At 58.8% G+C, this 23,181-nt stretch carries 23 protein-coding genes; 17 read left to right on the top strand and 6 right to left on the bottom strand.

The window, feature by feature from the left end:
- Positions 1-159: 159 nt before the first annotated feature.
- The 15 genes from I1969_RS02330 to I1969_RS02260 all read left to right on the top strand — a co-directional run bounded on the left by I1969_RS02330 (position 160) and on the right by I1969_RS02260 (position 12,553).
- Positions 160-1,536 carry an SPFH domain-containing protein gene (locus I1969_RS02330; RefSeq protein WP_195232538.1) on the top strand — a complete coding sequence of 459 codons (1,377 nt, stop codon included), beginning with the start codon at positions 160-162 and terminating at the stop codon, positions 1,534-1,536.
- A gap of 12 nt (positions 1,537-1,548) precedes the next feature.
- Positions 1,549-2,250: a hypothetical protein gene (locus I1969_RS02325; protein ID WP_156599427.1), complete on the top strand. Its 702-nt coding sequence runs from the start codon at positions 1,549-1,551 to the stop codon at positions 2,248-2,250.
- Between the two features lie 54 nt (positions 2,251-2,304).
- The gene (locus I1969_RS02320; RefSeq protein WP_195232536.1) at positions 2,305-3,111 is read left to right on the top strand and encodes a hypothetical protein; all 807 of its coding nucleotides are present in this window, start codon (positions 2,305-2,307) and stop codon (positions 3,109-3,111) included.
- 72 nt (positions 3,112-3,183) lie between these two features.
- A complete protein-coding gene (locus I1969_RS02315; RefSeq protein WP_195232535.1) occupies positions 3,184-4,839 on the top strand; it encodes a hypothetical protein in 1,656 nt (551 codons plus the stop codon).
- A 43-nt stretch (positions 4,840-4,882) separates the two neighbouring features.
- Positions 4,883-5,074 (top strand): hypothetical protein, encoded by a 192-nt coding sequence (locus I1969_RS02310; RefSeq protein ID WP_156599436.1) that lies wholly within the window; start codon positions 4,883-4,885, stop codon positions 5,072-5,074.
- Positions 5,075-5,358: 284 nt separating this feature from the next.
- Positions 5,359-5,703: a type II toxin-antitoxin system RelB/DinJ family antitoxin gene (locus tag I1969_RS02305; RefSeq protein ID WP_195232533.1), complete on the top strand. Its 345-nt coding sequence runs from the start codon at positions 5,359-5,361 to the stop codon at positions 5,701-5,703.
- Complete coding sequence (locus I1969_RS02300; RefSeq protein ID WP_229028208.1) at positions 5,700-6,167, top strand: PIN domain-containing protein; 468 nt, start codon at positions 5,700-5,702, stop codon at positions 6,165-6,167. The genes I1969_RS02305 and I1969_RS02300 overlap by 4 nt, the downstream gene beginning before the upstream one ends.
- Positions 6,168-6,232: 65 nt before the next feature.
- Positions 6,233-6,700, top strand: coding sequence for a PTS sugar transporter subunit IIA (locus I1969_RS02295; RefSeq protein ID WP_195232528.1), 468 nt, complete (start codon positions 6,233-6,235; stop codon positions 6,698-6,700).
- Positions 6,701-6,886: 186 nt separating this feature from the next.
- Positions 6,887-8,110: a peptidylprolyl isomerase gene (locus I1969_RS02290; RefSeq protein ID WP_195232527.1), complete on the top strand. Its 1,224-nt coding sequence runs from the start codon at positions 6,887-6,889 to the stop codon at positions 8,108-8,110.
- 54 nt (positions 8,111-8,164) lie between these two features.
- Positions 8,165-8,608 carry a GatB/YqeY domain-containing protein gene (locus tag I1969_RS02285; protein WP_195232525.1) on the top strand — a complete coding sequence of 148 codons (444 nt, stop codon included), beginning with the start codon at positions 8,165-8,167 and terminating at the stop codon, positions 8,606-8,608.
- Between the two features lie 243 nt (positions 8,609-8,851).
- On the top strand, positions 8,852-9,583 hold the full coding sequence (locus tag I1969_RS02280; RefSeq protein ID WP_022094215.1) for an amino acid ABC transporter ATP-binding protein: 732 nt from the start codon (positions 8,852-8,854) through the stop codon (positions 9,581-9,583).
- An 8-nt stretch (positions 9,584-9,591) separates the two neighbouring features.
- Positions 9,592-10,467, top strand: coding sequence for a transporter substrate-binding domain-containing protein (locus I1969_RS02275; protein WP_195232521.1), 876 nt, complete (start codon positions 9,592-9,594; stop codon positions 10,465-10,467).
- A 25-nt stretch (positions 10,468-10,492) separates the two neighbouring features.
- On the top strand, positions 10,493-11,239 hold the full coding sequence (locus I1969_RS02270) for an amino acid ABC transporter permease (protein WP_035136546.1): 747 nt from the start codon (positions 10,493-10,495) through the stop codon (positions 11,237-11,239).
- A gap of 3 nt (positions 11,240-11,242) precedes the next feature.
- The gene (locus I1969_RS02265) at positions 11,243-11,881 is read left to right on the top strand and encodes an amino acid ABC transporter permease (RefSeq protein ID WP_055310278.1); all 639 of its coding nucleotides are present in this window, start codon (positions 11,243-11,245) and stop codon (positions 11,879-11,881) included.
- 48 nt (positions 11,882-11,929) lie between these two features.
- Positions 11,930-12,553: a cytidylate kinase-like family protein gene (locus I1969_RS02260; RefSeq protein WP_055251542.1), complete on the top strand. Its 624-nt coding sequence runs from the start codon at positions 11,930-11,932 to the stop codon at positions 12,551-12,553.
- Between the two features lie 126 nt (positions 12,554-12,679).
- On the opposite strand, the gene gltA is transcribed toward I1969_RS02260, so the two are convergent.
- From gltA to glmU, 6 genes are all read right to left on the bottom strand, one after another.
- Positions 12,680-14,089: an NADPH-dependent glutamate synthase gene (gene gltA / locus I1969_RS02255; protein ID WP_195232519.1), complete on the bottom strand. Its 1,410-nt coding sequence runs from the start codon at positions 14,087-14,089 to the stop codon at positions 12,680-12,682.
- Positions 14,080-14,919: a sulfide/dihydroorotate dehydrogenase-like FAD/NAD-binding protein gene (locus I1969_RS02250; protein WP_006235793.1), complete on the bottom strand. Its 840-nt coding sequence runs from the start codon at positions 14,917-14,919 to the stop codon at positions 14,080-14,082. Before I1969_RS02250 ends, gltA begins: the two co-directional genes overlap by 10 nt.
- Positions 14,920-15,293: 374 nt before the next feature.
- On the bottom strand, positions 15,294-15,923 hold the full coding sequence (pth, locus tag I1969_RS02245) for an aminoacyl-tRNA hydrolase (protein WP_006235792.1): 630 nt from the start codon (positions 15,921-15,923) through the stop codon (positions 15,294-15,296).
- A 350-nt stretch (positions 15,924-16,273) separates the two neighbouring features.
- A complete protein-coding gene (locus I1969_RS02240) occupies positions 16,274-17,401 on the bottom strand; it encodes an endonuclease domain-containing protein (protein WP_229028207.1) in 1,128 nt (375 codons plus the stop codon).
- A 451-nt stretch (positions 17,402-17,852) separates the two neighbouring features.
- A complete protein-coding gene (locus tag I1969_RS02235; RefSeq protein WP_022094252.1) occupies positions 17,853-18,839 on the bottom strand; it encodes a ribose-phosphate diphosphokinase in 987 nt (328 codons plus the stop codon).
- Positions 18,840-19,032: 193 nt separating this feature from the next.
- Entirely contained in the window at positions 19,033-20,445 is a 1,413-nt protein-coding gene (gene glmU, locus I1969_RS02230) for a bifunctional UDP-N-acetylglucosamine diphosphorylase/glucosamine-1-phosphate N-acetyltransferase GlmU (protein WP_195232517.1), read from the bottom strand.
- A 196-nt stretch (positions 20,446-20,641) separates the two neighbouring features.
- Between glmU and I1969_RS02225 the strand changes: the two genes are divergently transcribed.
- Together I1969_RS02225 and I1969_RS02220 are read left to right on the top strand one after the other, a co-directional pair.
- A complete protein-coding gene (locus I1969_RS02225) occupies positions 20,642-21,529 on the top strand; it encodes an energy-coupling factor transporter transmembrane component T (RefSeq protein WP_271747959.1) in 888 nt (295 codons plus the stop codon).
- Positions 21,529-23,172 (top strand): ABC transporter ATP-binding protein, encoded by a 1,644-nt coding sequence (locus I1969_RS02220; RefSeq protein WP_195232513.1) that lies wholly within the window; start codon positions 21,529-21,531, stop codon positions 23,170-23,172. Before I1969_RS02225 ends, I1969_RS02220 begins: the two co-directional genes overlap by 1 nt.
- The last annotated feature ends 9 nt before the right edge of the window (positions 23,173-23,181 follow it).

Raw genomic sequence — 23,181 nt, 5'->3', positions numbered from 1 at the left:
GTGGGTGACTAAATGCGATGACTTGAGGGCTATAATTAACCGAGCTAAGTTGGGGGATAGATTGAGACGCACGGGCTTTCGATGCGCCTGTCGGCTCGGCATTTCGCAATTCATTAGACACGCGGAGCGCGTGGTTTGGGATTAACGAAAGGAATCAGCATGTCTCTGTTCCATAGCGATAACGAAAAGGAAGAAAAGCACAGCGGAATACTCGGTGCCTTTTCTGTCGACAATATCAAATGGGAGCCTGGCAACAACGAAGATGCCTCGCTTGTCTCATTCCGCTATCCCTACGAGGATTTCCCCAACGGGTCCTATCTTCAGGTTGCGCAATCGCAGATTGCCGTTTTTACCAACAATATGGGGGCGGGCAGTTCTACTGACGCTACGGGTGCCGGCGATTCTCAGGTAAGCGTGTTTGTCGGTCCGTGCAAGATCAAGCTCGACACGGGAGACAGCCGATTCGCCCCGTTCCGCAATGCCGCTCATTCGCTTACCGGCGGTAGCTCGGCGTTTCATTCCGTTGTGTACTTTATCAATACCAACTACATGAACGAGCTACGCTGGGGCACGACCGAGCCCATCATCGTTCAAGACCCTGAGGAAGACGTCAACGTTCACGTTCGCGCCTTCGGTTTGTTTGGCGCGCATATCGAGCAGAACGACTCGAGTCTGGTTCCCATTCAGGTGAGGAAGTTCCTTGTTAAGGTCGTGGGCACGCGAGATCGCTATACGCGAGAAGAACTTACCTCCTTTATGCGGGCAAAAATCCTTGAGTATGTTCCCGACTTGCTTGCTAAGGCGATTGTTGACCAAGGGGTTTCCGTTCTAAAAATCGCGACACATCTGAGCGACTTCTCGTCTCAGATGCAGGGCAGGCTCGTTAACTATTTCGATGAGTTTGGCCTCACGCTCGATAACTTCTCGTTCAATAGCATCAAACCCTTCGAAGATGATCTTGCCGCCATCAACGAGATGAAGATCCAACGTAAGCGGAGCATTCTCGAGGCGCAGGGTAACGCCGCCCAGATGGACATCGAGTCCGAGGCGCTTGCCAGGAAACGTGCGCGCGAAGGCTACGACTATCAGCAGGAGCGCGGTATGGACGTAATGCAGAGCGCTGCGGACAATGAGGGAAGTGCCGCATCGGGCCTCATGGGAGCCGGCATGGGACTCGGCATGGGCGTTGGCATGGGCGGTGCATTTGGAGCTGGCTTTTCCAACTTGGCCAACCAGACCCTGGGCACTGTTACCCCCATGGTCGGAACGACTCCCGCGTCCGCAAGTATGCAAAACGGTCCCGTGTGCCCCAGTTGCGGAAACGTTAATCCGATGGGTGCTAAGTTCTGCCCGGAATGCGGACAGAAGCTCGAGCAGGGCGTTGCGTGTTTGGCGTGCGGGCATCTTAACCCGGCCGGTGCCAAGTTCTGTCTTGAGTGCGGGAACCGGTTGGCCTCGCCAAAGTGTCCGAGCTGCGGAGCTGAGTTGCCCGAGGGGACCAAATTTTGCCCCGATTGCGGAACTAAGATCCAATAAGGAGAAACAAAGATGAACGGTTCTGTTAAACGTGTCATTTTGGGCGAGGCAATCGTCCTGGTGGCGTGGCTTGTAATCATGTTTGTCTGCAAAAACGCGCTGATGAATCCTATCGTCTTTGCTATGTCGCTTGGCTTTGGGGTTTTGGCTTTTGCGGTGGCTTCGATTTCGGCTACCATGTCCGATAGGCAGTCCACGGTCAAAAGCACGACCGAAATCCATTATTTGCCGGTCGCATCCAGCTGTGCCTACTTTGTCGTTGCCCTTCTGGCCAACACGTACTTTGTGTTTGCGGCATATGGGTGGGGCGGCAGCACGATTCCAGTTGTCGTAAACGTTGTCCTTCTTGCTGTGCTTGTCCTTGTGCAGATGGGTCTAGCCTTCAATGCCCGCCAGGTGGACCAAAAGGTTGCCGCCGTGGCGGCAAAGACGGTTCAAACGGCGCAATTTGCATCGTATGTGGGACAGCTCCTTGCCGTAGCGCAAGACGCTCAGGTCAAAGCCGAACTCAAAGTGCTCAAAGACGACATCTCCTTTAGTTCCAACATGTCGCAGCCCCATGCTCAAGAGATTGAGCGACAGTTCTCCGCTGCGCTCGAGGCCGTCTCGAATTCCATGAGTGCCGATGAGCCAGCAGATGTTACGGTTGGCCTTGTCCATGATGCGCGCCGTATCTGGAAAAAGCGCAATGCGGCGCTGACCGCTGTCAAATAAGAACTCGTGTTGCTTTTTGCCAGGGCACTTTGATGGTTGAAGTGGGGGAAGCTATTGGAAATCAACGGAATAACTTGCGAGGGCTGCGGCAGCACCGATGTCGAGTTTGACCCCGCAACGCGAAAGGTTCATTGCAACCAGTGCGGCCGCGAGATGTATTATTCGCGGGCGCGTCTGGGGGCCACGGGCAAAGTCGCGTTTGCCAAGGACAATGCCATCAAGTTTTTTAAGGGTGGTAACTTTCCGGAGGCCCGCAAATTTGCCGCGGACGTGCTCAATATGATGCAAGACAACGCGGCGGCACAGTTTATGGTTGCTTACTGCGATGAGTTTTGTGAAGGTCTTTCGGGTTCGATGGTGGTTTTCTTTAAAAGGGCCGAAGATATCCCTCTTGAATATGACGAAGTGCGTGACTTGATCGACTTGTTTGAGTCGACGCTCTACAACATGCGTGACTTTGAGGTTCAGATGGTATCGCTCGTGGTCGCCAATATGCAGAGCATGGAGGATCGGCCTCGGCTTGAGAGCTTTATCGATGCTGTGTGCCCGTTCTGCATAGCGCGGTATGCTTCGGAAGACTTTATGACTGCAGAGCGGGAGAGTTTCTATCAAGATATCGCCACCAACTGCAACATACCCAAAACGTGTCTCGCACTACTCAAGGGCATTAGAGAGAACCCCGGGTCCCCCTATAAAACTGGTTCGTTTGCGTTACGAAGAAGGACCTCGTACTTTCTCGAACACTATGTGGAGCCCGTCGGGCGCATCGTCAATTCGATGAAGGCAAGCCAATACAAACAGAAGTTTCTTGTGGCCTATCAGCAGGTGTCCGAGCAATACCGAAGCATGGCCTCTCAATAAAGCAGATGGCGGGCGCTTACTCGCTTAAAGCTATTGGATGATCTAAACAGTGCAAACTGAAAGGTGGTACAGATGAGTGATTCGGGAGTAGATACTGTCCTTATCGAGCGCAGGATCGCCGCTATTGGAACAAAAGTTGACCAGATGACCACGAAGGTCGATAAGGTCGAATCGCAAATGGAGGAAGTGCGGAAGGACCTTAAAAAGCTCCGAAAGGACTTTCTCGAGATGATGCTCGAGCAGCGTCGTACCGCCGCACTTGAGCAGGCGACTACGGAGCTCGTGAGCGTCCGGCAGGAGATGGACAAAAAGTTCGGCAACTACTCAGTGGTTCGAAACACCATGGTCGGTATTCTCCAGGCAACCGATGCGGCGCTCGTGCGCAAGGCGACGATTTCGACGGTCTCCGAGGAGTTAATGATCTCTACCCCGGACTACTGGCTGGCACCTGTCCTGGTTGCCCTTGCGGCATGGATCAACAACAACCGAGATCTTGCAGAGCGCGCAATACGCGAGGCTGTCAAACGTGACAACGAGCACACGTCGCTTGCGATGGCTCTGATCTGCAGACGTAATAACCGCACGGCTACGTGCTACGAATGGCTAGCGCGCTACTTCTCGACGCAAAACGCCACCCGCATCGATGCCGATGCGATGGTCTACATCGATGCCTATATCAACGGCATCTTCGGAACCGACGAAAAGCACCTGTGCGACGACTATATGGCGGGCTGGATCGAGCAGATCAGAAATCAGAGCCCTGAGTTCGAGAATGAGCAGTCAGAGTCATGGGCGGAGTACTTTACCGGCTACGAGGAGGATATGAGCTCGAGATATCCGGCGCTCAAGGTGGTGGTCAAGGAGTTTGACTACATCAATAAGTATCTCGGAAAAGTCGAGGCAATCGAGAGCATATCCAATGACTTCGCCGACCTCAAGGCTTCTGATGTTGACGAGAGGACGCTTGCCGAGCAGGTTGACAGGCATTTGATGGAGCTCGTTAACTCCGATGACTCCAAGGAGCGAAATTTGCGCCGCCAGGAGGAGTATCTTCTTGCGGTCAAGGCATTTGGCGGAGACGTGGAGCGCGCCCGAGAGCTCGTCAATCGTCGCCGCGATGAGAAGCGTCAGCAGACGATGAACATCATCGACCAGATGACACGCTCGATGCGCGACCAGAGTGCGTCTGTGGATGTGCATAAGAAGAAGACCGCGATTCAGTTTTTGGGTTCCTACATCAACGGTGGTTTCAACCGGTATCGCAAGAGCGACATCCCCGAATTTCCGCAGGCGATCACCCTTGACTTCGACGGATGGACAAGCAGGGCGGTTACCGGCGATGAGGGTAATGCGCTGCGCGGCGATTATGTTCGCTATGTCGGTGAAGAGAAGAAAAAGGAGCTCGCTGAGCTTGATGTCAAGGTTGCGAAGGGCAACAAGAGCCACAAGATAGCGGCCGTTGTCCTCGCTGTTTTGGGAGTAGCTTTCTTTGCATTTGTAAACCAGGTTATTGGCATTTTGCTTCTTGCGGGGGCTGGCTATTGTCTAGTAAAGACGAGCCTCTCGGGCAAGCAGCGCGCTGCGGAGGCAGAAGAGATTGAGGCCAAATACTCCAAACGCATCCAGGAAGGCTGTTCCGAGATCGATCTGGCGCTTAATCAGTGGAAGAGCGCGAAGGAAACTGCGGCCGAGCGCAGCGACCTGCTTAAGCTTGAGAAGGTTGCCTAGCCGGTAGGATTTGTCTCGATAATCCATGAATGGAGTGAAAAAGATGGCTGATGAAGTGACTGATTTCGACCATAACGATGCTGCAATGCAGGACCTCGATGCATTGAGCGAGCTCGATAGTCTGTTTGAAGAGGACGAGCGACTGAAGCAAGCTGAGAACAATGTTTTGACCCAAAATCTCACGGGCTTTGCAAACTGCTTTCCCGATTGGGATTTGCATCCGCCGGTAGCGTAGAAAAGCGCTTGAAGCACAAGCTGCGATCATTTGGAAACATCGATGTTTCTGCGGGCTAGAAGCCATGGGGCTTTTGGCCCGCTGGCTTTCATATGCCGGTCGGCGGCATAGGGCATCAACCGTATTCTAGGTTCTTGGACGCCAGGCCGACTCGCTTCGGATCGGGCGCTACACCACCTTTCTCGACACTACCAATCTGACAGGGCCTCGTCCGTTCTCGGGCGGGGCCCTTTTGCGCGGCCTTTCATGTTTGCTATACTGCTAGCAAGTAGAGAGGAGCCGCTATGGGTGCAGCAACGGTGCAGCTCAACACACGAATCGATCCTATGCTCAAAGCTGGTGGCGATGCGGTGCTAACTCGCAATGGGTTGGGACCGAGCGATGCCATTCGTGCACTTTGGGTCTATCTCGTCGAGCATCAAACGTTGCCGGGATTTATGGTGGCGGATAAGCGGGAGGCGCCCCGTGTGGAGAGCCTCGCCGAACAGGGGTGTGGCCTGGCTTTTTCCTCGTTGGGGATGAGTGCGTCGGATTTCGCATCGGCCGAATCTTCGGCGGACGACTGGGATGCCGTACGAGATGATATGTATGATGCGATGATTGCCGACATTGAGGCGAATTGTCGATGATTGAGGCAAAGCATCTCTTGGTAGATACGAACGTTTGGCTCGATTATTACCTGCAAGAAGGGGCGTTCGACGAAGCGAAAAGATTGGTTGAACTGGCCGAGGCGGGAAAGATCGACCTTCTGTATGCGCCAACGACGGCAAAGGATGTGTTCTATATTTTGCCTCGTCGTCTAGCCCGGCGGAATGCGAATGGGATTAACGTATCGTTTGCCTCGGCGTCATGGGCCTGCATCGAGCATATGATGCAGGTGGCGACGGCCTCTCCGCTTTCGTTGGCAGAGTGCGAAATGGCGCGCATGCTTGGCAAGCGCATGCCGGATCTTGAAGACAACCTCATCATCGCTTCGGGCGAGACGGCAGATGTCGACTATGTGGTCACGGGCGACCGGCGCATGCTGGAGGCGATGCCCGAAGTTTGCCTGACGCCTGCCCGCACTCTCGAGATGATTGGAATCCTCGACTAACCTTGCCTGCCTCGTTTCGATATCATATGGGGCATTGTGAACCTCATACAACTTTGGAGGACGGTATGGCAGATAACGCCGAGATGCTATTCTCGCCTGAGCTGGTGTTTTTTGATTGGGAGTGCGCGACGCCGGATGAGGTGTTTGCGCAGCTTGAGGGCGAGCTTGCTCCGCGCGGCTACATTGCCTCCGGTTGGCTCGACGCCGTCCGCACACGCGAGGATGCCTATCCCACGGGCCTTGCCATGCCGGCAGCAAACATCGCCATCCCGCATACCGATCCCGGTTTTGTGTCCAAGCCCTATATCGCGGTGATAAAGCCCGCCGCGCCCTTGACCTTTAACGCGATGGCAGGCATGGGCGCTCCGGTACCGGCGCAGATCATCATCAATCTGGGCATTGCCGAGCCGGGCGGCCAGGTCGAGGCCCTGCAAGCGCTTATGAATATCTTTATGGATGCCGATGCCGCAGCCGATGTACTCGGCCAAACCACGCCGCAGGGCATGGTCGACGCCATCCGTCGCCACTTTTAAGGCCGGCACCTGGGGACTGTCCCTAACTGCCGGCAGAAAAGGAACGTCCCTAACTGCCAGCTGCCAGACCTGTCCCCTTTGCACCAAAATGGTGCAGATTAACCTGTGTCCCATGCGCCGGGTGTGCCGCGGGGCTGCGTTGTGACACAATGGCGTTTGTTCGATTCGTGATGCGAAAGGCCAAACATGGCAAATAAGAAAAAGAACCCCGAGGTCGCGCCGACGTCCGAGCAACGGTCCCGCGCCGCCTCCAGCTCTCGCAAGAAGCAGCGCAAGACCTATGTGTCCAAGACCGTCAAGATTGTCCTGGTGGTCATCGGCGTGCTGGCGATGCTGCTCTCCGTCTCGGCCATGGCGTGCTCCGGCCTGATGTCGCAGACCGAAAGCGCCAGCTCGGGCTATAAGCTCACTGGTGGTGTGGCTGCCACTATCAACGGCACCAACCTCACTGAGGACACCGTGACCAAGCAGATCATGAGCATGCGCACGTCCTACGGCTACACCAAGGACAAGGACTGGGCGCAGTACCTGGTCGACAATGACCTCACGCCCAAGAAGTATCGCAAGCAGCTCATCGACTCCTACACGCAGCAGATTCTGCTTCAGCATGCGCAGAAGGAAAACGGCGTGACCGTCTCGGACGAGGAGGTAGAGAAGGCCTGGAAGGACGCCTGCAAGAGTGCCGGCGGCGCTAAGGCTTTCAAGAAGACCCTTAAGACCTACGGCTACACCGAGGACACCTACAAGGATTCGCTCAAGGAGAGCCTGGCGCAGCAGAAGCTCAAGGATGCCGTGGCACCCACCAGCAAGCCCAAGGACAGCGAGATTGTCGACTACATCAATGAGAACCTGTCCAACTACAACGATGCCCGTCGTTCGTCGAATATCCTGATCAAGGTCGATTCCGACGCTTCCGACGAGGACAAGGCCGCCGCCAAGGCCAAGGCACAGGAGTGCCTGGACAAGATCAACTCCGGCGAGCTGAGCTTTGAGGACGCCGTGGAGCAGTATTCCGACGACACCGGCTCCAAGGAGAAGAAGGGCGATGTGGGCTGGGACAAGCTCACCACCTTCGTCGACAGCTACCAGGCGGCGCTCGAGGGACTCAACAAGGACGATGTGAGCGACGTCGTCGAGTCGACCTATGGTTATCACATCATCAAGTGCACCGACTACTTCCATGTCGATAATCAGGTCGATGACATTAAGCAGGTGCCCAAGGACATCAAGAAGTACGTCTCCAACGTGGTGAAGACGCAGGCGGCAAGCACTGCGTACAGCGAGTGGCTGGAGCAGTACAAGAAGGACGCCGACATCACCGTTAACCCCATGCCCAAGGACGTGCCGTACAACGTCAGCCTGAAGGGCGTCACCAAGAGTTCGACCGACGATTCGTCGACGACTAAGTAATCATGGGGCGGCGCCCGTGCGAGTGCCGCCCGCACTATTGAGGAGGATTTGCAGATGACCAACGAAGAACTGCAGAAGGAAATGATTGCGGCCATGAAGGCCAAGGACAAGGTTCGCCTGTCTATCATTCGCCAGGTTAAGGCCGAGGTGAAGAACATCGAGGTCAACGAGCGCCGCGATGTGACCGAGGAAGACGTCAACAGCATGATCAAGCGTCTGATTAAGCAGACGAGCGAGACGCTGGAGATGTCCATTAAGGCCGGTACCGACCAGGAGCGTACCGACAACCTGACCGAGCAGGTCAAGATCTTGGAGAGCCTGCTGCCCGCGCAGGTTTCGGGCGAGGAGCTCGAGGCCCTGATCGAGCGGGTCATCGCCGAGCTGGACGCGACCTCTAAGAAGCAGATGGGCCAGGTCATGGGCGCACTCGGCAAGGCCACCGGCGGTAACTTCGACAAGCCGGCCGCGGCAAAGATCGTCGGTGCAAAATTGGCGTAAGCGCCGGCCGACACATAGCCGATGCTGAGGGGCGTGACCATTGCGGTCGCGCCCCCTTTTTGGCTGGGTACTCATTGGGGACAGACTTAAATGAGTGCCCAATGAGCGGGTACTCATTTAAGTCTGTCCCCAATGAGTGGGTGGAAGGTTGCGGGTTCTTTACGGGAATGTAGTGTGGGCTGCGGAAACGTGGTTCTTTCCGTACAATAGTTCAACTCGTGTAAACGCAGGGAAGGGACATTCATGGCAGACATGATCGAGATCAAGCATCTCAACAAGTACTTTGGCGACCTGCATGTGCTCAAAGATATCAACCTCACCGTCAAGCGCGGCGAGAAGCTCGTAATGATCGGGCCTTCCGGCTCGGGTAAGTCGACGCTCATCCGTTGCGTCGATTATCTGGAGGAGCCAACGTCGGGCGAGGTCGTCATCGACGGCACGCCGCTCACCAAAAAGAATCACCTGGAGATGGCTCGCAAGTATAGCTCCATGGTGTTTCAGCAGTTCAACCTGTATCCCAACATGACGGTGCTGGGTAATCTGACGCTCGCGCCCATCAAGCTGCAAAAGAAGAGCAAGGAGGAGGCGACCGAGATCGCCATCGCCGCGCTCAAACGCGTCGGCATGGCGCATAAGGCCGGCGAGTATCCGCAGAATCTCTCGGGCGGTCAGCAGCAGCGCATCGCCATCGCCCGTGCCCTGTGCACCAAGCAGCCCATCATCCTGTTTGACGAGCCGACCTCGGCGCTCGATCCCGAGATGGTCCAGGAGGTTCTGGACGTTATGATTGAGCTCGCGCAGGAGGACATCACCATGATCTGCGTGACGCACGAGATGGGCTTTGCGCGCCAGGTGGCCGACCGCGTCATCTTTATGGAGGACGGCCGCATTCTGGAGGAGGGCACGCCCGAGCACTTCTTTGATAACCCCGAGAACCCGCGCTGCCGCGAGTTCCTGTCCAAGATTCTGCACTAGGCGCGGTGATGGACATGACGGATATGACGAGGGCGACCGTGACGCGCCGCCGCTTTTTGCAGCTGGCTGGCGCCGGCATGCTTGCGCTGACGGGGACCGCGCTTACCGGTTGCGGCAACTCCACCAGCGGCGAGGGCTCCGACAAGGGGTCCAAGCTTGCGGCCATCAAGTCGCGTGGCCATCTAAATGCCGGCGTTAAGAAGGACGTTCCCGGCTATGGCTATTACGACACCGCCAAGGGCCGCTTTGAGGGCATGGAAGTCGATTTGTGCTACCAGATCGCCGCTGCCGTCTTTGGCGTGAGCTACAAGGAGGCCCGCGCCCAGGAGCTAGTCGAGTTTACCGACGTAACGCCCAAGACGCGCGGCCCGCTGATCGATAACGGCCAACTCGACGTGGTCGCGGCGACCTACACCATCACCGACGAGCGCAAGAAGAGCTGGGATTTCTCGACGCCGTACCGCACCGACTACGTGGGACTCATGGTCAAGAAGCGTTCGGGCTTTACCTCGATTGAGGACCTGGACGGTAAGGTCATTGGCGTGAGCCAGGGCGCCACCACGCAGAGCCTGATCGAGCAGATGATCAAGGACAACGGCTTTAGCTGCAAGCCCGAGTTTAGGGCCTTTAGTGGCTACCCCATCATCAAGAGTTCGCTCGACGCTGGCAATATCGACGTCTTTGCCATGGACCGCTCCACGCTGGCCGGTTACATGAACGAGACCGTTGAGCTGCTGCAGCCCGAGGTCAAGTTTGGCGAGCAGGGCTACGGCGTGGCGACCAAGAAGGGCTGCGACCTTTCGGCCGTGGTCGATCAGGTGATTTGCGATCGCCTGGCCGATGGCTGGCTCGACCAAGAGGTCAAGACCTGGGGTCTTGTATAGGCGCATCGTCCAAGGAAGGAATCAAATGCTCGAAGGATTGTTTGACGCCGACCGCTGGTCGACGACATTTCAAAACATGGGGCCCTTCTGGGAGGGCTTTGGCGTGACGCTGCAGGTGGTCGTTGCCGGTCTGCTGCTGTCGCTGGTGCTGGGCACGCTGCTGGGCGTGTTCTCTACCACCCGTTCGCGCGTGCTGCGCGCCATAAGCCGCGTGTACGTGGAGTTTTACCAGAACACCCCGTTGCCCGTGCAGGTGCTCTTTATGTACATGGCCGGTCCGCAGTTTTTGCAGGCCATAACCGGTGCCGACCAGCCGGTGCGCATCGCGCCGTTCGTGCTGGGCTTCTTGGGTGTGGGCCTGTATCACGCGGCCTACATTTCGGAGGTCATCCGCACTGGTATCGAGGCGGTTCCGCGCGGTCAGATGGAGGCGGCCCAGAGCCAGGGCTTCACCCGTGCGCAGGCGTACTGGTACATCGTGCTACCCCAGACGTTCAAGATCATTCTGCCGCCGCTGTGTAACCAGGCGCTCAACCTGGTCAAGAACACGTCGGTGCTGGCGCTCGTGGCCGGCGGCGACCTTATGTACCGTTCCGACAACTTTGTGAGTCTGTACGGTTACCTGCAGGGATACATCGTCTGCTGCCTTATGTACTTCATTATCTGCTTTCCGCTTGCCATGCTGGTGCAGTGGCTCGAGCGTCGCTCCAAGGAGCGTCCGCGCGGCGTGAGCTTGGCCGAGCTGGGGCTCGACAACGTAGAGGAGGCCTAGCGCATGGAAATCTTCAACGCGACCAACCTGCTCTACATTTGGGGCGGCTTTGTTAAGACCATCGAGATCTCGGCGCTGTCGATCTTTTTCTCGCTCATCTTTGGCACGGTGCTGGCGCTCGTTAAAAGCTATGCGCCCCGCCCATTCCGTATTTTGGTGAGCGCCTATATCGAGTTGTTCCGTTGCACGCCGAACCTGCTGTGGATTCTGTTTATCTACTTTACGGTGCAGGGTTTGGACATTGTGATTTCGACCATCGCCTTTACGCTGTTTACTAGCGCTGTTATGGCCGAGATTGTGCGCGGCGGCCTCAACTCGATTCCGCGCGGCCAGTTTGAGGCAGCGCAGAGCCAGGGCTTCGGTTTCTTTGCCACCATGCGCTACATCATTCTGCCTCAGACGTTTAAGACGATCATTCCGGCGCTGTTTAGCCAGTGCACGACCGTCATTAAGGACAGCTCGTATCTTTCGGGCATTAACGTGGCCGAGCTCATGTACGCGGCAAACGTCGTGATGGCCCACGCGATCGATCTGTCGCAGGTGCTTATGCTCTACGGCCTGGTGTTTGCGATGTACTTTGTGCTCAACTTTGGTATCTCGCTGCTGGTCCGCGCATATCAGAGGCGAATGGTGGCAGCGTAGAATGTGGCAAAGGGACAGCCCCTTTGTCACATAGAGAAAGGAATCGCGATGAGCGATCTGGAGAATAAGAAGAATCCTGTGGTCATTACCATCGCGCGCGACTTTGGCGCCGAGGGCCACGAGATTGGCCGCATGCTTGCCGACGAGTTGGGGATTCCGCTGTACGATAACGAGCTGCTGGTACGTGCGTCGCTGCGCGCGGGCGAGTCGCTCGATAAGATGGCCGCCTATGATGAGCGTCTGGCCGTGGAGAACATGGCGTTTCTGCCCGACCGCTACGATGCGCGTTCGTACTCGGATAAGTTGTTCCAAAAGATGAGCCAGGTGATTTTGGATCTGGGCGAGACCGAGAGCTGCATTATCGAAGGCCGTCTGTCCGATTACCTGCTGCGCAACAATCCCAACCACATTGCCGTGTTGGTGACCGCACCCTTTGAGGACCGCGTCGAGATTGTGCGCAAGAAGCGTGGCCTTAACAAAAAGAAGGGCGCCAAGCTGGTCAAACAGCAGCAGAAGGCGCGCGAGGCGTTCTATAAGCGCTATAGCGCCGGCAAGTGGAAGATGACGAGCGGTAAAGACATCGTCGTCAACCGCGCCAAGCTGGGCCGCGAAGGCTGCAAGGACGTCATCGCCGCAGCCTACCGCTACAAGGTGGCCCAACTCGAAGGCTAACCAGTTGAAACCACCACAAAGGGGACAGGCACCTTTGCGGTGGTAGGGCGATCGGCATAGAAAAAGTCCCCGCCGGGCGTGTGCTCGACGGGGACTTTGCCGTTTGATGGCTAGCGTTGAGGGTGATTACTCGCCCAGCAGGCTCTTGGTGATGGAAGCGGCGGCCTTCTTGCCGGCGCCCATCGCCAGAATGACCGTAGCGGCACCGGTGACGATGTCGCCGCCGGCCCAGATGCGGGGATCGGTGGTCTGGCCGGTCTCCTCGTCGGCGATGATGTAGCCCCACTTGTTGAGCTCCATCTTGCCGCCGATCTTCTTTGCGAAGGGGTTGGCGTTGGTACCGATAGCCGAGATTGCGACGTCGCAGGGAATCTCCTCGATGGCGCCCTCGATGGGCACCGGGCGACGACGGCCGGACTCGTCGGGCTCGCCGAGCTCCATCTTCTGGACCTTGACGGCGCACACGGAGCCGTCCTCGCCAGCGACAAACTCGAGCGGGGAAACGAGCGGCAGAACCTCGACGCCCTCGGCCTTGGCATGGTGCAGCTCGGCGCGACGGCAGGGCATCTCGTCCTCGGTACGACGATAGGCGATGATGGCGTGCTCGGCGCCCAGGCGCTTGGCGGTACGGACGGCGTCCATAGCCACGTTGCCGCCACCAAAGACGACGACGTTCTTGCCGTGCTTGGTGGGGGTGTCGTACTCGGGGAACTTGTTGGCCTTCATCAGGTTCACGCGGGTGAGGTACTCGTTTGCGAAGAAGACGTTGGGCAGGTTCTCGCCGGGGACGTTGAGGAACTTGGGCAGGCCAGCGCCGGTCGCCACGTAGATGGCGTCGAAGCCCTGCTCGAACAGCTCCTCGGCCGTGGCCATGTTGCCCACGACGGAGTTGTACTCAAACTTGACGCCCATGTCCTTCAGGCCGTCGATCTCGCGCTTGACGACTGCCTTGGGCAGACGGAACTCGGGGATGCCGTAGACCAGCACGCCGCCGCCGGTGAAGAAGGCCTCAAAGACGGTGACGTCAAAGCCGTTGCGGGCGAGCTCGCCGGCGCAGGTGATGCCGGACGGGCCAGAGCCGACGACGGCGACCTTCTTGCCGTTCTTGGGGGCCATCTTGGGCGTGGAGGCGAGCTCGGGGCGGTCACCCAGGAAGCGCTCGAGCTGGCCGATGGCCACGGGCTCGGATTTCTTACCACGGATGCACTTGCCCTCGCACTGGTTCTCCTGCGGGCAGACACGGCCGCAGATGGCGGGAAGCATGGAGTCCTCGCGGATGGTATCGAGAGCGCCGCCGAAGTCCTTCTCGCGGATCTGCTCGATAAAGCGGGGGATGTTGATGTTGACGGGGCAGCCCTCAACACAGAACGGCTTCTTGCAGTTGAGGCAGCGCTCGGCCTCGGCCAGCGCCATCTCCTCGGTGAAGCCCTTGTCGACGGGGCGGAAGTCGCAGGCGCGCTCGGCAGCCGGCTCCTCGTTATCGGGGGTACGGGGCGACTTCATATCGGCAACGAAACGACCGTTAACTAGTGGCATGCGCAGCTCTTTTCCTCATAGGCCTTGAGGGACTCGCCCTCTTCGGAACGGTAAGCGGCCTGGCGGGCACGAAGGTCATCCCAGTCGACCAGGGTGGCATCGAAGTCGGGGCCGTCGACGCAAGCGAACTTGGTCACGCCGCCCACCTCGACGCGGCAGCAGCCGCACATACCGGTGCCGTCAACCATGATGGGGTTGAGCGACGCGGTGATGGGGGTGTCGTACTTCTGGGCGGTGAGGGTCGAGAACTTCATCATCGGAACGGGGCCGACGCAGAAGACCTGGCTCACGGCCTTGTCCTGCAGCAGGCGCTCCAGCGGAGCGGTTACAACGCCCTGCTCGCCGTAGGAACCGTCGTCGGTAGTGATGTGGATGTGGTCCTCGTCGAGGAGCTCGCGGAACTGGTCCTCCATGAGCAGGAGGTCCTTGGTGCGGGCGCCCATGATGGCGTGCACCTCGTGGCCGGTCTCGACCAGGTGCTTGGCGACCGGGAAGGCAATTGCCAGGCCAACGCCGCCGCCAATGACGGCGCAGGGGCCCTCGGCCATCTCGGTGGGAACGCCCAGCGGGCCCACGACGTCGCGCAGCGACTCGCCGGCCTCGTAGGTGGAAAGCATCTCGGTGGTCTTGCCGATCACCATGAAGATGAACTCGACCCAGCCCTCGTCACCGTTCCAGCCGGCCAGGGTAAACGGGACGCGCTCGCCCGTCTCGTTGGCGCGAACCATGAGGAACTGTCCAGCGTGCGCATGCTTGGCGATTGCAGGCGCCTCGATGCGGAACTTGAACACCTTCTCCGAGAACTGCGTCTTCTCCAGGATCTTATACATAGAACCCCTCTCTTGTTAGGGCCGCCGAACCGTGCCTCCACGGAAATGGACGGTAGCCCGAATAAAACCGTACGCGCACAGGCGTTGTGCAGACATACGGTGCAAATTATACCCTCATGGACATGTCACTTACGTGTGTCTTCGGCGGTTGGGAGCAGGGTTTATCCACTTTGGCCTACCAAAGGGGGAGAGGTTTATTTTGGTCGGTTTTATCAGGTAAAACGGCAAATGGGGCCGGCCTCGGGTTGTGATGAGGCAGGCCCCCTTTGGGATGCTGTGCATGTATGTCGGCGCGCGGTTGATTGCGATGCCGCAACTGGGGCGTTTCCGCAGGTAAAACCTGCCAAAATAAACCTGTTCCTAAATGATAGGTTTTAGTGCTTGCCGTTGGCGGAGGCGGCGCCGTTGACATGGTCGCGGGCATAGACCACGCCGTGCACGATCGCCAGGCCGGCGGCGTCGGCCGCGCGGGCGCAGGTGTCCTGGAAATCCTCGGCCTCGCGGGCGCGCAGCTGCTTGAGCACGTAGTCGGCGACGGCCATCTTGCCGGGAGGGTTGCCGATGCCGGTGCGGATGCGGCTGAAGTCGCGGCTGCCCATCTTGTCGATGATGGAACGCAAGCCGTTGTGACCGGCATGGCCGCCGCCCACCTTAACACGCACGTCGCCGGCGGGAATATCGAGCTCGTCGTGGATGACGAGCAGCTCCTCGGCCTTGATCTTGTACTCGCGGCAGAGTTTGGAGATGGGCCCGCCCGAGGTGTTCATGTACGACTGCGGCTTGACCAGTACAATCTGGCGCTTGCCGCCCTCTTCCTCGGGATCGTTGATGTTGATGAGCGCGACCTCGGCGCCTGCTTGGTTTTTCCAGTACGTGACGCCGGCCTGACGGGCCAGCTCGTCGATTGCTTTGAAACCAGCGTTGTGACGGGTCTCGGCATACTCCTCGCCAGGGTTGCCAAGTCCGGCAACCATGCGAATCTTAAGCGGCTGTGCAGCTGCCATGTTCATCCTTTCGTTGATTTGTCGCCTGCTATGGTGAGCGACCCTGTTGCTGCTGTCAAATGGAGGGCAATTGAGGTTATTTGAGGGCGTTTGGACGGCCGTCGAAATCGAGGTGGACAGTTAGTTCGGATACGTATAAGTTCTGAGAACTCGAATTGCTCGATTCAATGCCGATACGTTGTTTTGGAGCTTTAGTTAGTCCATATGACGCTGTTTTGAAGTCTACCCTGCCTTCAAATCGGGCGAATGGTATAGAGATAACTGCAAAACAGCCTAATTCAATGTGTCCATTTATACGTATTTGAACTAACTGTCCAGCCCTGCTCGACGGTGCACGGGTGATTCGCCGTTTAGACCGGCGCAAGGCCGATTCCGGCCCGCAGGGCGTTGAGCCAAGCGGTCTGACGCTTGCGATAGCCCTTGATACGGTATCGAAATCGGACTCCCGCGAGTCGATGCATCGTTTGGGCGAAGGCTTCGAGTGCAACAAGGTCTTTCATTTGGTCGCGATTGATAACCAGGACGTGGATGCCCATTGCCTTGAGGCCATTATTTCGATTGCCATCGTGGATGCGAGCGTTTTGAAGCTCATGCCCAATTCCGTTGTATTCGTTGTCGACTCCGGCGGCCGGGCAATATAGGTCGCAGATGGCGTAAGGGATGCCGGAGGACATGTTGACCGCAAGAGTGTCGAAGTCGATTCGATAGTTGAGTAGCAGGCCTCCCATGGGCAGGCTGCAACATCCGAATCCGCCAAAGCGCATGGGCGCTCCGAGAACGGCAAACATTAGGGATTCGGCTGGGGATGCAGATCCGGGTCGGGCGAGATTGACTGCCGTGCGAAACGAGGTATATGAGCTACTTTTGGCGAAGCGTGCGACCGCCTCGAGCTCTTCGATAGTTGTGGCGGGCTCGCATTTGTAGTGTGCCTGTTCGTAGCGGGTCTCGTTCTGTTGTTCGGTCGCCGACTGGTCGCCCAGGCAATCAAGATCGCTCGTCGCTGCGCAGTCATCGCCCTTGGGCCAGATGGCGTCATAGGCAATGGGGTATGTTGCCCCGGGGGGAAGGGAGTAGGTTCCGAGCAGTTCCATGAGTAGCATCAAGGTTTTGGCGACTGATTCATTCTTGGAACAAAGCATGGCTGTCATGGCAGGAGACGTAGCGTAGATGTCGGCCTCGACGTGCATAATTGCACCTTCAGGAAGCGGAGCGGAGAGAATATGCTGAAGAAGTCGCTTGTCGGGGCGCCTGTTGTCTTCGTTTGAAACGAGAAGATCGAGCAGTTCGGAATCATCTTCATTCCAGGCGTCGAGTATCGAAAGTGCGCCAAAGTCTATCGCGTCATTGTTGGGAATGCAGCCAGCCAAGGCCTGTGCTTGCTGTTCGCTATCAACGGAGTCCCAGGGTAGGGCAGAGTACGCCCGTCGTGCGCGACGAATTGCGCGGAGGGCGGAGAAATGTGAAATCACGGTCATCATAGCTATAACGTACTAAGTTGGCGGCAGAATGCGACCGCCATACCGTTCTTTTCGCTCAGCGGGGCGCTGCGCGCCATGAACGGCTGGGTGTTATGAAATCGGTGGAATCGGTTGAGGGGATTGCAGGAAATTGAGCTCTGCCGCGAAGGTTGACGATAGCTACTGGACAGTTAGTTCAGATACGTATAAGACGGCGGGCGTTCGAGGCGTTTCTAAGGGCTTTCGAGGGCGATTTGAGGGTAAATATGCGGCGGTCGTACTCGAAAGCGATGAGCTTTGGGCAGTATGGCGTTCGCCGGGGAGCTCAGAAGGCTCAGAACGGCCTTTGGAGCTTTAAAAAAATACGTATCTGAACTAATTGTCCAGGGAAGGTTGTCGAGGGGTAGAAAAAGGGTCGGAAGCGAGCTTCCGACCCTTTAAAAACACCAAAGATGATGAGATGCACGCTGGATTACAGCGCGAAGTCGCCGCCGACGAGCGTGGAGACGGGCTCCTCGTGGTAAACGGCGGAGATGGCCTGAGCGAACTCCTCGGCGACCGAGATGGTCTTGATCTTGCCGCCGACCTCGACGGGAATGGCGTCGGTGACGAGGCACTCGACGATCGGGGCGTCGTTCAGACGCTCGATGGCCGGACCGGAGAAGATGCCGTGGGTGGCGCATACGTAGATGTCGCCGGCGCCCATAGCCTTGAGCTCCTTGACGTTGGCGCACAGGGTGCCAGCGGTGTCGATCATGTCGTCGTTGATGATGCAGGTCTTGCCCTTGATGTCACCGATGATGCCCATGACCTCGGCGGCGTTGTGGCGCGGACGGCCCTTGTGGGCGATGGCCAGGTCGCAGCCGAGCATGTCGGACAGCTTCTTGGCGGCCTTGGCGCGGCCCACATCGGGGGAGACGACAACCAGGTTGTCGGTGTCGAAGTGCATGTCGTTGTAGTACTGGCCAAACAGCGGCAGCGCGGACAGGTGGTTAACCGGGATATCGAAGAAGCCCTGAATCTGGCCCTGGTGCAGGTCGAGGGTGATGATGCGGTTGACGCCGGCGCGCTCGAGCAGGTTGGCGACGAGGCGGGCGGTGATGGGCTCGCGCGGGCCGGCCTTGCGGTCCTGGCGGGCATAGCCGTAGTGGGTGATAACGGCGGTGATGGAGCGGGCGGATGCGCGCTTGGCAGCGTCGGTGGCGATGAGCAGCTCCATGAGCATGTCATTGACGTTGCCGCCGGCCACGGACTGAATCAGGAAGACGTCGGCGCCGCGGACGGTCTCGTCGTAGCGGGCGTAAATCTCACCGTTGGCGAACTGCTTTAGCGTAAGGCCCGAAAGCTCGACCCCAAGGTACTCAGCGATCTTCTGAGCGAGGGGACGGTTGGAGGAACCGGAATACACGCGGATGGACTTGCGCATATTCTCCGACTTCTCGGGATCATTAATCGGCATTACCCTTCTCCTTTATATCGAATGCCATATAGATGCCTTGTTGCATTGTAACCGCGCGACGGGGTTAATCGGGTCTTGATAACGTCTTTACCGTCAACGGACACGAACCGACCACTCATCCTGTCGCGCAGGTCACGATAGAAAAAAGGAGCCGCCCCCCATGGGAACAGCTCCTTAGATGCTTGGTAAAACGTTATACCTCGTCGTCCTCGTGCAGACGGCGGCGATAATCGGCGGCCCAGCCCTCAATATTTATCTGGCGGGCACGGCCCAGGCCGAGTGCGTCAGCCGGGACCGGCTCGGTGATGACGGAGCCGGCGGCCACAAGCGCGCCGTCGCCAATCTGGGCGGGCGCGACCATCATGGTGTCGGAGCCGATGAAGGCATCCTTGCCGATGACGGTCTTGTGCTTGTGTACGCCATCGTAGTTGCAGGTGATGGAGCCCGCGCCCACGTTGACGCCGGAGCCCATGGTGGTATCGCCGATGTAGGACAGGTGCGGCACCTTGGAGCCCTCGCCGATCGTGGACTTCTTGATCTCCACGTGCGTGCCGGCCTTGGAGCCATCGAGCATATGGGTGCCCGGGCGCAGGTAGGCGCGCGGGCCGCAGTCGACGCCGTTCTCGATGACGGCCTCGACGGCGATGGTTTCATCGATGGTGCAGCCGCTGCCGACGGTGGTGTCGGTGAGGCGGCTGTTGGGGCCGAGCTGGCACTCCTCGCCCACGGTGACGTGGCCGATCAGGTGCGTCTGCGGCCACACGACGGTGTCGCGGCCGATGGTGGCGTCGGGGCCGATCCAGGCCTGCGTGGGGTCGATGAACGTGACGCCCTCGGCCATCCAGTGCTCGTTGATGCGGTCGCGCGCGATGGCGGTGAGCTGCGCGAGCTGAATGCGGCTGTTGACGCCCAGGCCGTCGCGGTAGTCGTCGCAGTGGAAGATGGAGACGGCTTGGGCGTGGCCTTTGAGGATCTCGAGCATGTCGGGCAGGTAGTACTCGGACTGCGCGTTGTCGTTGCCGATCTCGTTGATGTGGGCGGCGAGCTGCGCGCCGTCGAAGGCGTAGCAGCCGGCGTTGCACTCGAGCAGCGTGGCGGCCTGCTCGGGCGTGCAGTCCTTCTGCTCGATGATGCGCTCGATCTGACCATCGGCGCCCAGCTTGATGCGGCCGTAGCCGAAGGGATCAGGCGGGGTCATGGTCATGACGGTGCAGGCGAGTTCGCCGGTGGCGACGGTCTGCGCGAACTTGGCGACGGTGTCGGCGGTGATGAGCGGCAAGTCGCCGTTGAGCACGACGACGGGGCCTTGCGTGATGCCGCAGGCCTCGAGCGCGACCTTCACGGCGTGGCCGGTGCCCAGGCGCTCGGTCTGCTCGACGCACTCGACCTTGGTGGCGCTGTTGGCGTAGGTGCCGTCGATAAGGGCGCGCATCTCGTCGGCGTGGCTGCCGATGACGACCACGACGCGGCTGCAGCCGGCCTTGATGGTAGCGTCGACGATCCACTGGACCATGGGCTTACCCAGGATCTTGTGCGAAACCTTGCAGTGGTTCGACTTCATGCGGGTGCCCTCGCCGGCAGCGAGGATAATTGCGGTTGCGTCCATGTGATCTCCTGTTACGTTATAGAGACGTGTGCTTGGAAACGATACACGGCGCAATATGATACCGCAGGCATATGTTGAGCGCGTAACGATTGGATTGCGGCGGTTGAGGCTTGCGCCGCCGGCGTGGCGTTTGCGCTGGCCGTGCATGGCGGCGGTGCTGCGGAGCTGTCGTTTGAGCGAGGGGACGGGGGTGCCCGTGGACAACATACGAGAGGAGTTTGGCGGCGAGCCCGTCGCGGCATTCTCGATGTCGCATCCAGCTGTGCCGGCGCTCTATATAGTGCTGACGCTGGGGCTCACCATGTTCTCGATGCAGCCGGTGCTGATTGCGCTGTCACTTGCGGGCGGGTTGGCGTATGGATTTGCGACGCGTGGGGCTGCCCGCACGCTGGGCGCACTTCGCTGGCAGCTGCCGGTGATTTTGATTATCGCGCTGGTCAATCCACTGTTTAGTGCCTCGGGCTCGACGGAGCTGTTCCGTATTGGCATGCGCGCGGTGTATCTGGAGAGCATGGTATACGGCCTGTGCATGGGCGGGCTGTTTGTGGCGAGCGTGCTGTGGTTTGAGGCCGCGGCGTCGATGCTCGAATACGACAAGGTGCTCGCGCTTTTGGGTAACGCCGCACCGGTGATCGCGCTCATGATCTCGATGTGCATGAGGCTTATCCCGCAGTTTTTGCGCCGCGGCCGTACGGTGCTGGCGGTGCAGGATGCGATTGATGTGCCGGGTCGCGCGCCCACCGATCCCGTGCGATCGCGCCTGCGGGCGTCGAGCGTGTTGATGGGCTGGGGCATGGAAGATTCGCTGGAGCGCGCGGACGCCATGCGCTCCCGTGGGTGGGGCGCCGCGACGCGTCGAACGACGTATGCGCGGTATCGGCTGGGGCGCGGCGATGTTGCCGCGCTGGTTGGACTTGCGCTGTTTGGCATGGCCACGACGGCAGTGGCGTGGACTGCGACGATGCAGTATTCGTTTTACCCGCAACTATCGGTGCCGGCGCCGTGGCTGGGCTATGTCGTGTACGCTGCCTGGATGATGCTGCCTTGCGCGTCGCACGCGATTGATGAGAAGAGGTTTGGCTGATGGCTCGGTTGGATAGGAGCTCGGCGGCGGGTGTGGTATATGGCTCGGCCGCGCCGGCGATTGAGGTGCGAGGCCTTAGTTTTGCCTATCCCGGGGCCGAGGCACCGGTGCTCGAGGGGCTTGATTGGCGTGTTTCCCAAGGTGCGTTTGCACTGCTTGTTGGCGGTACCGGTTCGGGCAAGTCGACGCTGCTGTCGCTGCTCAAACCCGAGATCGCTCCGGCGGGCGAGCGCACTGGCGAACTGCGCGTGCTGGGCGAGAACGTCGCCGACATGGATGTGCGGGCATCGGCGGAGCGCGTGGGCTATGTGTTCCAGGATCCCGAGAACCAGATCGTGTGCGAAACCGTGTGGCACGAGATGGCGTTTGGCCTGGAAAACTTGGGGCTAGCGCGTGATGAGATGCGCCGTCGCGTAGCTGAGACCAGCTATTTCTTTGGGCTGGAAGATTGGCTTCACCGCGATACTGACACGCTTTCGGGCGGTCGCAAACAGTTGCTGTCGTTGGCTGCCGTTCTGACGCTGCGCCCGCGCGTGCTGCTGCTCGACGAGCCCACGTCTCAGCTTGATCCGGTTGCGGAGAAGAATTTCCTGCACGCGCTGTTTCGTGTGAATCGCGAGCTGGGCTGCACGGTTGTTGTGGCGACGCATCAGCCGCGCCCAATGCTCGAATACGCGACGTGTGCGTACCGGATTGAGAACGGTCGCGTGCGCGAGGTGGCGGATATGGCTTCTTTGGGACGCCGAGAATCGCTGTTTTCCGATGACATGTTGGGGTGGGGTGCCATCCGATGTGCAAATAAAGGAGTATTCAGCAGGCGCGAGGACAATTTGGGCTCTCTGGAGCCGCCCGGGGACGTATCGAGCGCGAAAAAAAGTTCAGAATTGGACAAATCGTCCGAATTTGTGGCGCAAACGTCGCTCGAGAACGGCTCGGAAGCCTTCCCGCGCACGGATGGAAGCAGAATACTCCAAAAAATGCACGGCGGGTCGGCTACCATCCTGTCGGAAGGCTGGTTTCGCTACGATCGAGCGTCCGGCTGGGTGCTGCGCGGGCTCGATGCGTCGTTTTCGACTGGCGCGGTGCATGCGGTTGTGGGCGGTAACGGCTGCGGCAAGTCGACGATGCTTTCGGTGCTGGCCAAGACTGCCAAGCTGCAGCGTGGTCGTATGGTGCGCGGGGCGGCCTCGGCTGCGCTGCTGCCGCAGAACCCCAAGGCCCTGCTGGTTGCCGAGACGGTGCGCGACGAGCTGATGGAATGGGCCTCGACCTGCGGATATGACGAGAACTTGGCGCGGGAGCGTGCGGCGCAACTGGGATTGGACGGCCTGGAGACGCGCCACCCTTACGACCTCTCGGGCGGACAGCGCCAGCTGCTTGCCCTGGCAAAGCTGCTGCTGATCGGCCCCGAACTGCTATTGCTCGATGAGCCCACCAAGGGTCTAGACCTGTTCAGCCGCCGCATCATCGCCCGCCCCCTGCGTGACCATGCGAAGGCTGGCGGCACCGTCATCATGGCTACGCACGATTTGGACTTTGCCGAGCAGGTAGCCGACGACGTCGCCATGATGTTTGACGGCGAGATTGCCTGCATGGAGCCCCCGGCCGACTTCTTTGCCGACAACGTGTTCTATAGGGCGTGATGGGATGAC

This window comes from Collinsella aerofaciens, from assembly GCF_015548375.1.
Classification (GTDB): domain Bacteria; phylum Actinomycetota; class Coriobacteriia; order Coriobacteriales; family Coriobacteriaceae; genus Collinsella; species Collinsella aerofaciens_AB.
Note: the sequence above shows the minus strand (reverse complement) of the source record. Positions and strands in the feature narration are given on the sequence as shown.